General features: G+C 62.3%; 12 protein-coding genes and 1 pseudogene. 8 read left to right on the forward strand and 5 right to left on the reverse strand.

Annotation, left to right across the window (positions count from 1 at the left end; translation table 11 throughout):
• The first annotated feature begins 115 nt into the window (after window positions 1–115).
• The 5 genes from GM676_RS19680 to GM676_RS19700 all read left to right on the forward strand — a co-directional run bounded on the left by GM676_RS19680 (window position 116) and on the right by GM676_RS19700 (window position 5102).
• A complete protein-coding gene (locus GM676_RS19680) occupies window positions 116–955 on the forward strand; it encodes an aldo/keto reductase (RefSeq protein ID WP_155465582.1) in 840 nt (279 codons plus the stop codon).
• 14 nt (window positions 956–969) lie between these two features.
• The gene (locus GM676_RS19685; protein WP_155465583.1) at window positions 970–2046 is read left to right on the forward strand and encodes a DUF4272 domain-containing protein; all 1077 of its coding nucleotides are present in this window, start codon (window positions 970–972) and stop codon (window positions 2044–2046) included.
• A gap of 80 nt (window positions 2047–2126) precedes the next feature.
• The gene (locus GM676_RS19690) at window positions 2127–2507 is read left to right on the forward strand and encodes an RcnB family protein (RefSeq protein ID WP_155465584.1); all 381 of its coding nucleotides are present in this window, start codon (window positions 2127–2129) and stop codon (window positions 2505–2507) included.
• Between the two features lie 48 nt (window positions 2508–2555).
• Window positions 2556–3011, forward strand: a complete 456-nt coding sequence (locus GM676_RS19695; RefSeq protein ID WP_155465585.1) for a YbaK/EbsC family protein — start codon at window positions 2556–2558, stop codon at window positions 3009–3011.
• A gap of 42 nt (window positions 3012–3053) precedes the next feature.
• The gene (locus tag GM676_RS19700) at window positions 3054–5102 is read left to right on the forward strand and encodes an alpha/beta hydrolase domain-containing protein (RefSeq protein WP_155465586.1); all 2049 of its coding nucleotides are present in this window, start codon (window positions 3054–3056) and stop codon (window positions 5100–5102) included.
• 18 nt (window positions 5103–5120) lie between these two features.
• Here GM676_RS19700 and GM676_RS19705 read toward each other — a convergent pair whose 3' ends face one another.
• Together GM676_RS19705 and GM676_RS19710 are read right to left on the reverse strand one after the other, a co-directional pair.
• Window positions 5121–5810 carry a hypothetical protein gene (locus GM676_RS19705; RefSeq protein WP_155465587.1) on the reverse strand — a complete coding sequence of 230 codons (690 nt, stop codon included), beginning with the start codon at window positions 5808–5810 and terminating at the stop codon, window positions 5121–5123.
• Complete coding sequence (locus GM676_RS19710) at window positions 5810–6730, reverse strand: family 43 glycosylhydrolase (RefSeq protein WP_155465588.1); 921 nt, start codon at window positions 6728–6730, stop codon at window positions 5810–5812. Before GM676_RS19710 ends, GM676_RS19705 begins: the two co-directional genes overlap by 1 nt.
• A gap of 236 nt (window positions 6731–6966) precedes the next feature.
• Between GM676_RS19710 and GM676_RS19715 the strand changes: the two genes are divergently transcribed.
• Entirely contained in the window at window positions 6967–8820 is a 1854-nt protein-coding gene (locus tag GM676_RS19715) for a carbohydrate-binding module family 20 domain-containing protein (RefSeq protein ID WP_155465589.1), read from the forward strand.
• On the opposite strand, the gene GM676_RS19720 is transcribed toward GM676_RS19715, so the two are convergent.
• The 3 genes from GM676_RS19720 to GM676_RS19730 are packed head-to-tail and all read right to left on the reverse strand — an operon-like array spanning window position 8821 to window position 10283.
• Window positions 8821–9150: a DUF2288 domain-containing protein gene (locus GM676_RS19720; protein WP_155465590.1), complete on the reverse strand. Its 330-nt coding sequence runs from the start codon at window positions 9148–9150 to the stop codon at window positions 8821–8823.
• Window positions 9151–9152: 2 nt separating this feature from the next.
• Entirely contained in the window at window positions 9153–9848 is a 696-nt protein-coding gene (locus GM676_RS19725; RefSeq protein ID WP_371866304.1) for an RES family NAD+ phosphorylase, read from the reverse strand.
• Window positions 9849–10283 (reverse strand): antitoxin Xre/MbcA/ParS toxin-binding domain-containing protein, encoded by a 435-nt coding sequence (locus GM676_RS19730; RefSeq protein WP_155465591.1) that lies wholly within the window; start codon window positions 10281–10283, stop codon window positions 9849–9851. It abuts the gene before it with no gap.
• Between the two features lie 92 nt (window positions 10284–10375).
• On the opposite strand from GM676_RS19730, the gene GM676_RS19735 reads away from it, so the two are divergent.
• Together GM676_RS19735 and GM676_RS19740 are read left to right on the forward strand one after the other, a co-directional pair.
• Complete coding sequence (locus tag GM676_RS19735) at window positions 10376–10807, forward strand: YybH family protein (RefSeq protein WP_211923266.1); 432 nt, start codon at window positions 10376–10378, stop codon at window positions 10805–10807.
• Between the two features lie 614 nt (window positions 10808–11421).
• Window positions 11422–11601 (forward strand): annotated as a pseudogene (locus tag GM676_RS19740) (IS30 family transposase); the annotation flags it as partial.

Raw genomic sequence — 11601 nt, forward strand, 5'->3', positions numbered from 1 at the left:
TCTTTTGATCTATCTCAATACGTGAAAACGCCCGGATTTGCGTATTGAGATAGATCAAAGAACTGGTTCGCGTGTCCAAATGACAGAGCTGACCCCGAACTTGGCTGGAGGTACGATGAAAACTGTGCGTTTTCTTTCTGGTGCGACTGTCCCGGCGCTGGGGCAGGGCACGTGGAATATGGGCGAGAAGGCGGCGCGCAAGCCGGATGAGGTGCGGGCTTTGCAGCTCGGACTCGATCTTGGCATGACGCTGATCGATACCGCTGAGATGTATGCCGAGGGCGGGGCGGAGGAGGTGGTTGCCGCGGCCATCGCCGGACGGCGTGATGAGGCTTTCATTGTCAGCAAGGTGTATCCGCATAACGCCAGCTTCGACGGTGTGCGGCAGGCTTGCGAGCGTAGCCTTCGTCGTTTGAAGATCGAGGCTATCGATTTGTATTTGTTGCACTGGCAGGGTCATCACCCACTGGCCGAGACTTTCGACGGCTTCGAAGCGCTGAAGAAGGGCGGCAAGATCAAGGCCTACGGCGTCAGTAACTTCGATCTCGAAAACATGGAAGAGGCGCTGGCCTACGGCGCGCCCGCCACCAATCAGGTGCTGTATAACCTGATGAAGCGTGGTATGGAATTCGATCTGCTGCCGTGGGCGCGCGCTCAAGGCATGCCCATCATGGCTTACTCACCGCTGGAAACCTCGGGCCGCGAGCAGGCCGCGCTGCTGGAAAATCCCGGCCTCAAGGCCGTCGCCAACGCCCATGGCGTCACGCCGGCGCAGATCGCGCTGGCCTGGGTGTTGCATCAGGAAGGCGTGATCGCTATCCCCAAAGCCGTCGATCCTGTACACTTGCGCGCCAACCGCGCTGCGGCCGATATCCGGCTTTCCGCCGCCGATCTGGCCGCATTGGATCAGGCATTCCCGCCGCCGCGACGTCGCCGCGCGCTGGAGATGCGTTAACTGTATAAATTGTTATGCTCAATCGACTCAAACAGCTGTTCAAGCCTCAAGACATCAGCAATCACGTCCTGCTCAACGCTTATTGCACCGTGGGCGATGCGCCCAAGCCGGCTTTCCCGCATGTGGTCAACGGCCGCCGCGATCTCTCCGGCAGCGAACTGGCGCCGCACCTGAACGGCATGATGCATCTGCTGGCCGAACAGGGGCAGGGCGCCATGAGCCGCACGCGCTATCACGTGATCCGCCACCTGCAACGCACCCAGCACCACATCAGCTTTGCTGTCGATCCGACCCATATGGCCGATTTCCACAAGTGGGCGGAAGCCGCCAACGCCGTCGTCTTCATGGCGGATGGCAGCGTGCGCGATCCGCAAGGCCGGGTGCTGCTGGCCCCCGCCGGCAAGGGCGAGGGTGATCCGAAAGCCGTGGTGCCATATCCGCCGCAGGCCTGGCAGCGCAAGGCGCGCAGCGAGGCGCAACTGGCCGCGCGCAAGATCACGGTGCCGGCTGATCTGCCACCGCTGGTCTCTGAACCGGAGCTGCGCCTGCGCGCACCGGAAGATATTCTGCGCCGCATGCTGGCGCTGTTCGTGGTCGCCATTCGCGCCGAGTCGCTCACCGGCGAGACGCCGATTCCGGTCGCCGCGCTACAGGAACGCTTTCCGCCAGCCTTCGCCGGCCTGACCGACGCCGAGCGCGATTTCCTCGCACAGGAAGCGCCGACGCAGCAAATGGCCACGCAATTCCTGTGGCGTTACGAAGCCATTCTGGTGCTGCAATGGGCGCTCGGCCTGCAATCGGAACTGCCGTTCGCCGATGCGATCTGCGACGTGTCGTCGATCTCCAGCACAGTGATCGAGCGCGGCACCGAAGGCTTGCGCAAGCAGTTGGGCGCGCGCGCCGCCAGCGATATCCTCGACGCGCTGGATTTGCACTACCGCCAGCACTGGGCCAGCCGCCAGGCCATCCTCAAAAAGACGCCCGTCCCGGCCAACCTGAACGACGGCGTACTGCAAGAACGCCACCACGCCCTCAACTGGCTGGTGCGCTTCGAAGACCGCGACTGGGATGATGTCGATACGCCAACCTGAATAACGTTCGTTGTCGAACAGATTGGTGCGCGTGCAGCGGCTAAGCTGTACTCATCGAAGCACTTTTCAAGGAGTTCGACATGAACCGTAAAGTGATGATGGCCGCCGTGCTGGCGGCATTGGTGGGCGTGAGCGGCGCGGCCTCGGCGCAGAACCGCCACGACAACGATCGTCGCGACCATGACCGCGACCGTTACAGCCACGACCGCCGCAACGACCGTCAGGATTACCGTCACGACGGCGATTGGGGGCGCGATCGCGGCGCCGGCCCGCGTCACGACTTGCGCAAGGGCGGCCGCCTGCCGCTGGAATACCGCAGCCGTCAGTACGTGGTCGACAACTGGCGCGCCCACCATCTGAGCGCGCCGCCGCGCGGCTATCACTGGGTGCAGACCGGCAGCGACTACGTTTTGGTTGGCATCACCACCGGCATCATTGCCAGCCTGCTGCTCTCGAATTAAGCCGCTCTGCTAATATGCTGGACAGTTCCAACTGTCCAGCATATTCCTATGAGCCTGCAATCCGTACGCGAGTTTTTCCACTCGCGCGATATCCAATTGCCCATCATCGAGACCGAAGCCAGTACCGCCACCGTGGCGCTGGCGGCGGAGGCGCACGGCGTGGAGCCGGGCCGCATCGCCAAGACGCTGGCCTTCCGCGTCGCCGAGGGCAGGGTGATTCTGCTGGTGGCCAGCGGCATCGCCCGCGTGGACAATAAGAAGTTCAAGGACGCTTTCGGCAAGGGCAAGATGCTGTCGGCCGACGAAGTGGTCGAGCTGACCAGCCATCCGGTCGGCGGTGTTTGCCCATTCGGCCTGCCGCAGCCACTGCCTGTCTATCTCGACCACTCGCTCAACAACTTCGATGAAGTGCTGCCGGCCGCCGGCTCCATCAACAGCGCCATTCGCATCACCCCGGCCATGCTGGCTTCCGTCACCGAAGGGAAGTGGGTGGACGTCTGCTAAGCGCCTTGCTACGATAGGTGTTTTACCTATCGGGAGCGCGGGATGAAACGCAAGTTGACGATGTTGGCGATGGCGGCGGCGGTAAGCACGGCGCACGCCGCGGTGGAGCGCATTCAAGTAGTTGAACGTGTGCCGTTCGCGCCCGGCGTCACTTTCGGCGAATACGGCGCATATGAAAAGATACGCGGCATCGCCTATTACGCGCTCGATCCGAAAGCCGCAGCCAATGCGTCCATCGTCGACCTGAAAAAAGCGCCGCGCGACAAGCAGGGCCGCGTGCTGTTCTCCAGCGAATTCGTGCTGCTGCGCCCGACCGCCGCGCAGCCAACCACGCTGCTCTACGACGTGAATAACCGCGGCAACATCGCCATCCTCGGACAAGTCAATGGCCGCAGCCCGGCCAATAACGATCCGGCCACCGCCGCCGACGCCGGTGACGGCTTCCTGATGCGCCACGGCTTCTCGCTGCTGTTCTCCGCGTGGACATGGGACGTGGCGCCGACCGCTCCCGCCGCCGGTACGGCGCCGCGCCCGCTGGTCTTCGCGCCGCCGGTCGCCAAAGGCGTCAAGGGCAAGGTGCAGAACGAATTTACCGTCAACGCACCGACCGACATCGTCACCTACGCCGGCATGCGCGGCCTGACCTACGAACCGGCCACGCCCAACGATCCGCACGCGCAGCTGACCGAACGCGCGCGCCAGGGCGACCAGCGCAAGCCCATTCCGCGCAGCGCCTGGCGCTTCGTCGAGCCGGAACTGAAGGGCGGTCCGGGCCGCGTGCAGCTGGAAGGCGGCTTCAAACCAGACACCATTTACGAGATCACGTACGTCGCCAGGGACCCCTACGTCACCGGCGCCGGTCTGGCCGGCATCCGTGACTTGCTGTCATACTTCCGCGACCATCCATTCGAAGGCGCGCCTGCGCCGCGCAATGTGCTGATGTTCGGCATCAGCCAATCGGGCCGCCTGATCGGCCGCATGATGCACGATGGCCTCAACGTCGACGAAGGCGGCAAGCTGGTATTCAGCGGCGCGTATCTGCAAGTGCCGGGCGCCGGCGGCTCGGCGGGCTTCAACAGCCGCTTCGCCCAGCCGACCCGCCATCCATCGATGATGGAGGAACACGACTATCCAGCCGACGCTTTCCCGTTCACCAGTGCGCCGACGCGCGACTCCGCCACCGGCAAGACCGCGTCCACGCTGGACAAAGCGCGCGACAAGCAAGGCAAGCTGCCCAAGCTGTTCTACGCCAATACTTCCACTGAATTCTGGAATCGCGGCGCCTCGCTGATTGCCACCACGCCCGACGGCGAGCGCGATGTGGCGCCGGCCGAGAATGTACGCGTCTACGGTTTCATGGGCGCGCAGCACTACGTGGGCCGCTCCAACAAGCGCGCACCCTTCACCGCCTGCGTCTCGACCACCGATCATTACCTGCCGATGCGCGCCCTGATCGTCGCGCTGGATGACTGGACCGTGAAAGGCAAGCAGCCGCCGGCCAGCGCCTACCCGCAACTGGCGGACGGCACGCTGACCACCGTGGCCGACTACCGCGCGATCTTCCCGAAGGGCCTGGGCATCACGCCGCCGGAACAGAATCTGCGCGAACCGCGCCTGAACTTCGGCCGGCGCTTCGATACCCAGGGCATCGCCGACACCGTCCCACCGAAACACGGCGACGATTTCGAAACCCGTGTGCCGACGCCGGATGCCGACGGCAACGACAAGGGCGGCGTGCGACTGGTGGAACTGCAAGCGCCGCTCGGCACCCACACCGGCTGGAACTTGCGCGCGCCGGACACTGGCTTCGCCTGGGCCACCTCGCGCTTTGACGGCAGTTTCGTGCCATTCGCCCGCACCGAAGCGGAACGCGTGGCGGCCGGCGATCCGCGCCCAAGCCTGGAAGCGCGCTACGCCAACCGCGACGCTTACGTGGCCGCAGTGCGCACCGCCGCAGGGCAGCAGGTGGCGGCTGGCCTGCTGCTGCCGGAAGACGTCGAGCGCAGTCTGAAGGAAAACGTCGGACTGTACGATCGCATCCTCGCCCGCGATCCATCCGACCAAGGGTGCGATTACCTGTTCGCGAGATGATGGCGTTCGGGTTGACACTCAGTTGGTGAGGGTCTGCGGCGAGTAGCGTGACGCCGGCCGGGCGCCGCTCACCGTGTCGCGCAGCACTTGCCGCATGTGCTCGCGGTGACGCGCTTCGTCCTCGCTTGCCGGCGGACCGGCTTGCGGCCGGCCGGCTTCTTCCAGTGCCTGCGTGAGATAGGCGTCCTCGCTACCGAACCATTCTTCGCTGACCCTGGCGCCCAGCATGCGCAGGCGCAGTTGCCGTTGCTGCTGCTGCCAGCTCGCCAGCCGGCCAAGATCGGGCTGGTCGTGGAAATTCTGCGCGGCCAGTAGCGTGTCATGTTCCGCCAGGTAGGCGCGATAGCTTTGCGCAAGCTGCTCCGCTTCGCGCGCGGCCGCAGACGGCAGCGTGCGGCGCAGATGCCCGAGCAGCGCCTGCCAGCGGCCTGCGTCGCTGCGTTCCAGCAGGTAGTAATCCATGATCTCGCGCAGCGCGAAATCGGCGACGAGGTCTTGTGTGTCGGTCAGCGCGATCTCGATGGGTGGGCCGGGATCGGCATTGCCCAGTTCACGGAAGAAACGCTCGGCGGCCGCGGTTGGCGCGCGCGCTTCGGGGGCGGATGCACGGGCCGGCGCTGCGGGCGCCTCGGCGGTCGGCTGCGAGACGAGCAGCGTCACCGCCGCCAGCAGCGCCGCCACGCCGGCCAGTGCATAACGCTGATGCATCAGTAAGTGGGCCAGCCGTTGACGAAGGTCAGGTCATTCATGAACAGCACGCCGTTGTAGCCGTTCTGGCTGTCCAGTTCATGACGGGCCATCACGCCGTTGCTCACCGATTCGCCGCCCGGCGCGATGAAGCGCCCACCGCCCGCATCGAGCGTGGTGCCGCCGCCATTCAGCATATTGACGCCGTTCTTGTCGAGATAAGGGCCGGTGATGCTGGTCGAACGGCCGTAGGAGATGTGATACGTGCTGTTGGCGCCCGCGCAGCAAGTGCCCTTGGAGACGAACAGGTAGTAATACGAACCGTTCGACATGATGAAGGCATTTTCGATGCCGCTGCTGTCGGCCGCCAGATGATAGCGCGAGCCGATCGGCTTGAGCGTGTTGGCGTCCACGCGGGTGGTGTAGATGCCGGTCCAGAACGAGCCGTAGCTCAGCCACGGTTGGCCCGCTTTGTCGACAAAGAAGTTAGGGTCAATGGCATTGAAATCGCCACCCGCCGCCGAGGTCAGCACCGCGCCCTGGTCGGTCCAGTTGCCGGTGGCGATGCTGGACGCCGTCGCCAGGCCGATGGCCGATTTTTGCGAGCCAAAAGTGGAGACAGCATAGTACAGGATCGCCTTGCCGTTCCAGACATGCACGTCCGGCGCCCACACGGTCTTGCTATTGCCATTGTATTGCCCCCACCACGACAGGCCGTTGCCGAAAATGCTGACGCCCTGTTTCCAGGCGTGACCGTCGGCCGAATATTTGACGCCGATGCCAGTGTCGCTGGTTTCAACAATCCACCACGTGCTGTTTTCCTTGTACAGGTCGGGATCGTGGGTGACCAGGTCACCGCTGAGTGTCCATGTGGCGGCGTTGGCTGACAGGGCGAGCAGGGCGATAGCGCACGCCGCTCCTTGCTTGAGGTGCTTGAACATAGGGTCTCCATTGTTGTGTTTGGTGTCCTTTCATGCTGCGTCGCTTGTTGTGCCAGCGTCCAATGACTTTTTCCTCGCGTGCGATGTGAGGAAACGTATCGCTGTTGTACTTTGATTACACAGCAACGAATGGCACCGGTTCCATTTGGTGAGCACGGTTGCAGTTAACTGTAGTTCTGCTACATTTTGTTCGGGGGACATCATTTCCCGAATCATAACTACACTGGAGAACGCACATGACAATCGTGAAATCGCTGCTGGCGGCCGGCATCCTTGCCGGCGCCGCAACGGGGCCGGCGCACGCCGCATTCAACCCGGCCGACACCTCGGTCCAGATGTTCCGCTGGAAGTGGAACGACATCGCCAAGGAGTGCACCAACTGGCTCGGACCGCAAGGCTTCGGCGCGGTGCAGGTTTCGCCGCCCCAGGCCTCGGCCAGCCTGGGCGCGTGGTGGGACGTGTACCAGCCGGTCAACTTCGTTTCGTTGAAGAGCAATATGGGCACGGAGGCCGAGTTCCAGGCCATGGTCAACACCTGTCACGCCGCCAAGGTGCGGGTGTATGTCGACGTGGTGGTCAATCACCTGGCTGCCGGCGCCGGCACGGCGACCGATGGCTCGACCTGGAACGCGTCGACACTCACTTATCCTTACTTCAGCGGCAGCGACTTCCACCCGGCCTGCGATATCGCGAGTGGCGACTACGGCTCGCCGGGCAACCGCTACAACGTGGTCAACTGCCGCCTGAGCGGCCTGCCGGACTTGAAAACCGAAGGCTCTTATGTGCAAGGACAGGTCAAAAACTTCCTGACCAAGCTGATCAACATGGGCGTGGATGGCTTCCGCTTCGACGCTGCCAAGCACATGCTGGCATCCGACCTGACGTCCATCCTGAATGGCGTCACGCACACCACCACCTCCGGTGAAACGCTGTGGGTGACGCAGGAGGTTATCCCGGACAGCAACGTGGTGCGTTCGGATTACTACCCCAATGGCACGCTCAACGAATTCCAGTTCAGCTATGCGATGAAAGCCGTGTTCCGCAACGAGAACGGCGCCAATCTGTCGCAGATCCGCTCCATCATGGGCACGCCAGGCAACTGGGGTGGCACCTGGGGCTTTGTGCCAAGCGATAAGGCGACGGTGTTCGTGAATAACTGGGACACGGAGCGCAACGGCAGCTCGCTGGTCGCCAGCAATTACGTCTCGGGCACCACCAACGACACGCAGGGCACCAAGCGCTACGACCTGGCCAACATCTTCATGCTGGCGTGGCCGTATGGCTCGGCGCAACTGCATTCCGGCTTCCGCTTCACCAGCTACGATCAGGCGCCGCCAAGCGCCAGTCCGTTCGACGCCAGCGGTAATCCGCTGATCAACCAGAACTGGGACTTCATCCACCGCTGGAGCGATATCGCCAACATGGTGGCCTTCCGCGCCGCCACCTCGGGGCAGGGCGTGGACTACTTCACCAATGGCACCGGCAACCAGATCGCCTTCGGCCGCGGGGCCAAGGGCTTTGTGGCGATTAATAATGAAAACGCGGTATGGAACGCCTCGTTGCAAACCGCACTGCCGGCCGGAACCTACTGCAACGTGGTGCATGGTGTGCTGAACGCGGCCGGCACCGCGTGCACCAGCGACAGCGTCACCGTCGGCAGCAATGGCGTGATCAGCGTGAGCATTCCGGCCAACGGCGGCTCGGTGGTGCCGGCGGTGGCGCTGCACGTCAATCAGAAAGTCGGCGGTAGCGGTGGCGGCTCCTGCACCACGGTGCCGGTGACCTTCCGCGTGGCCAACGCCAACACCGTCTATGGCCAGAACGTCTACGTGGTCGGCAACCTCGCGCAGCTGGGCAACTGGGTACAGGGTAGCAGCAATCAGCTGACGATTGAAGGCAGCGGCGCCAATGTGCCGTGGTCGCGCACTATCCAGCTGCCGCCAGCGACAGCCTTCCAGTACAAGTTCATGAAGTACGGCGTGAGCACCGTCTGGGAGAGCAATCAGTCGACTGCAAGCGGCAACCGCGAAGCCACCACGCCGGCTTGCGGCGGCACGCTGACGCTGGACGTGGGCAGCTTCAAGTTCTGATCAGTGGATATGGGCTGGTACGGCTTTTTCCTGCTGTACCAGAACGAAGGGGCTGACCACGCACGCCCACAGCTGGGTGTTGTGGTCCAGCCATTCCTGTGCCTGCTGGTCGTTGACCTTGGCGAGCAGGCCGGCGTTCATCCACTGGGTGATGTTGGCCTTGTCGTCGTGCGAGATGCGCACGGCGACATCGACCAGATCCAGCGAATTGGCGACCCACACCACATTCCCCTGCGCGAAGTGCTTGAGCAGCTCGGTCCACGGCAGGCGCGCCGTTTCGCGGTTCACTTTGTTGCGGAGTTCGAGGTCTTTTTCTGGTTTGGTTTGCATGGTTAAATAATTTCTATCTTCGGTACCGGGCTACCCTGCCATGTTAACCGATAGGCCGGACCTTTGCGAACATTGCCCACCAGCGCGGGGCGGAAGCAGGCCAGGTTGATGCCGCCTTCGCGCCGCACGCTCGGGTAGATGACGCCCAGCGAACCGCTGTCCAGCAGGCGTTCCGCCAGCGTTTGCGATGCGATATAGCTGTCCGGCGCCAGGCAGTCCTCATAGCGTGCCTGCCCGCGCAAGTCGTGGAAGCTGGCGGTGAAATCGGCCAGCATGCATTGATACTGCACGCTGTCGTCGAAGCGGTTGATTTCCGCGTATTCCACGGCCTTGTGGAAGCTGACTTCCGCCAGCGCCGTCTCGGCGTCAAAGGCGCAGTACCACGCGCCACGGCGGCCATCGTTGAAGCGGCTGCCCTCGGGACGGGCGTAGGTAAAGGCGGCGTTGACGATGCGGAAGTTCGGCACGCCGAACACCAGTTCATCGACGTTGATGCCGGCCGAGCCGCCATTCTGCGTGCGCAGGCGCGCGTTGGTGGCGTTATCCAGATCGAACAGGTCGCGCAGGTGATCGTCGTTCTCGGCCAGCGGCGAGAGGACGGAATCCTCCACGTCCGCAAAGCGGGAGGGCAGCAGTCGGCAGGTGTCGAACTGGCGCAGCGCGGTCAGGGGCAGGGAAGGAACGAGGCTGACCGGCACTTACAGTCCTCCGCGGCGGGCGTCCAGCAACTGACGCACGGTTTGCATGGCCAGCAGCCCGCCGCCCAGCATGTAGGCCAGCGGCGTGCGGCCTTCGAAAATTTGATTATTGTTGGGCAGGGAAATCCATTCATCGGCCAGTTTGTCGCCGTAAATGATGTGCAGCGCCTTGTAGATGCCCAGCAGGTAGGAGATGCGCGTGATGCAGTCCACCTCCAGCGTGCGCTCGGGATTCTTTTTCCAGTCGTAGTAGGCGCTGTTGGATAGGCCGCCCAGCAGTTGGCGCGCGTCTTCATCGCGCACCTTCCAGGTGGCGACCAGCTTGAAAAAGCCCTTGAGGGCCGACTTCGACAGGCGCTCGCGCTCGGCTTTGGCGTTCAGGTCCACCAGTACGGTTGGCTCGAAGCGACTGCGGGGGTAGGCATAATTGAGCATAAATCCTCCGGTAATGGATTCTTTATACTCCGTTTTCGGATAAATTGCAAACGGTGTTAATATTTCTTTGTCTAGAGAACAAGGGGATGGCGATGAAATGGATGGCTTTTACGCTGGCTGCGCTGCTGGCCACAGGCGCGCAGGCGGCGCCGGCATTTACCGGAATTCAGGAGGAAGTGGCCAATGTGGAGCGCGCGTTTGCCGCCACCATGAAGGCGCGCGACCATGCGGCCTTCGTCAGTTTCCTCTCGGAGGAAACCATTTTCGAGACCGGTGAGCGCGCCCAGCGCGGCAAGAAGGCGGTGGCGGACGGCTGGAAGAAGTTCTTCGACAAGCCGGACGCGCCATTCTCGTGGGAGCCGGATCAGGTCGACGTGCTACCCTCCGGCACGCTGGCGCGCACCTCGGGGCCGGTGTATGCGCCTGACGGCAAGCTGATCGCGCGCTTCAACTCCATCTGGCGGCTGGAAGCGCCCAAGACCTGGCGGATAGTCTTCGATGGCGGCAGTGAGGTTTGTCGGTAGGCATGCCAACTTGGCTTTTACAGGTGCATATTGAAGCGACCGGCCGCTGCCGAACACGGCCACTTCGCAGAAGTAGTGGCCGGAAATCCTGTATAACTTCTTTTGGGCCATACCAAATTCGTTAAAATCTGAAACAGTGAGCCTGCTGCCCATCGCTTCGCATAAACGGCATGATTAATAGCACAGAGGTCTCTCGCTGGCACTCCAATAGCATGGTCCTCGTTCCCTCCACGCCCTCTTCAATAAAGTCTCTTTTCCAAGCTCTTGCAAGCGCAACTGAAAGCGCTGTTTTGGGCGCTGGCGAATTTATCACCACTATTCTTCTAGCATTCGAGACTTCATCATCAAGCTGCATATGCAATATGTCCGGCGACTTCCTTTGGGCCGAACGAACAATGGATGCACCGTCAGATGCCATTAATTGGTAGGTGTTATCGAGGTCAATGCTGTCTATCTTCAATTCCTGGCCATAGGTTAATGATGCCGCAAACACAGAGACTGCGAAAAATATGCACCGATTCATTTTTAGCTTCCATGACGATGTCTGCTCTTGGCTGTGGATTCAACCGGTCGACGCAACACTATAAACTGCTTTAGGCAGGAGGAGTGTTGCGATGAAAAACAGACCTCGAATTTATTACACGGACAGTCAGAAGGCATTGATGTGGGAGCGCTGGCGTAAGGGCGAGTCCCTTCAGCACATTGCTCAGCTGTTCGACCGAAATCATTCGTCGATTCAGCGGATTCTTGCCGAAACAGGCGGCATCAGCCCCGCTCAGCGCTGTCGCTCCAGG

Origin of the sequence: Duganella radicis (assembly GCF_009720825.1) — a bacterium.
In the GTDB taxonomy this organism is placed as follows: Bacteria; Pseudomonadota; Gammaproteobacteria; order Burkholderiales; family Burkholderiaceae_D; genus Rugamonas; species Rugamonas radicis.

Excerpts from the sequence above, each read along its gene's own strand:
- GM676_RS19700 (WP_155465586.1), top strand. The coding sequence starts at position 3,054 with ATGAAACGCAAGTTGACGATGTTGGCGATGGCGGCGGCGGTAAGCACG.
- GM676_RS19690 (WP_155465584.1), top strand. The coding sequence starts at position 2,127 with ATGAACCGTAAAGTGATGATGGCCGCCGTGCTGGCGGCATTGGTGGGC.
- GM676_RS19730 (WP_155465591.1), bottom strand. The coding sequence starts at position 10,283 with ATGCTCAATTATGCCTACCCCCGCAGTCGCTTCGAGCCAACCGTACTG.
- GM676_RS19685 (WP_155465583.1), top strand. The coding sequence starts at position 970 with ATGCTCAATCGACTCAAACAGCTGTTCAAGCCTCAAGACATCAGCAAT.
- GM676_RS19720 (WP_155465590.1), bottom strand. The coding sequence starts at position 9,150 with ATGCAAACCAAACCAGAAAAAGACCTCGAACTCCGCAACAAAGTGAAC.
- GM676_RS19710 (WP_155465588.1), bottom strand. The coding sequence starts at position 6,730 with ATGTTCAAGCACCTCAAGCAAGGAGCGGCGTGCGCTATCGCCCTGCTC.
- GM676_RS19715 (WP_155465589.1), top strand. The coding sequence starts at position 6,967 with ATGACAATCGTGAAATCGCTGCTGGCGGCCGGCATCCTTGCCGGCGCC.
- GM676_RS19735 (WP_211923266.1), top strand. The coding sequence starts at position 10,376 with ATGAAATGGATGGCTTTTACGCTGGCTGCGCTGCTGGCCACAGGCGCG.
- GM676_RS19705 (WP_155465587.1), bottom strand. The coding sequence starts at position 5,810 with ATGCATCAGCGTTATGCACTGGCCGGCGTGGCGGCGCTGCTGGCGGCG.
- GM676_RS19695 (WP_155465585.1), top strand. The coding sequence starts at position 2,556 with ATGAGCCTGCAATCCGTACGCGAGTTTTTCCACTCGCGCGATATCCAA.
- GM676_RS19680 (WP_155465582.1), top strand. The coding sequence starts at position 116 with ATGAAAACTGTGCGTTTTCTTTCTGGTGCGACTGTCCCGGCGCTGGGG.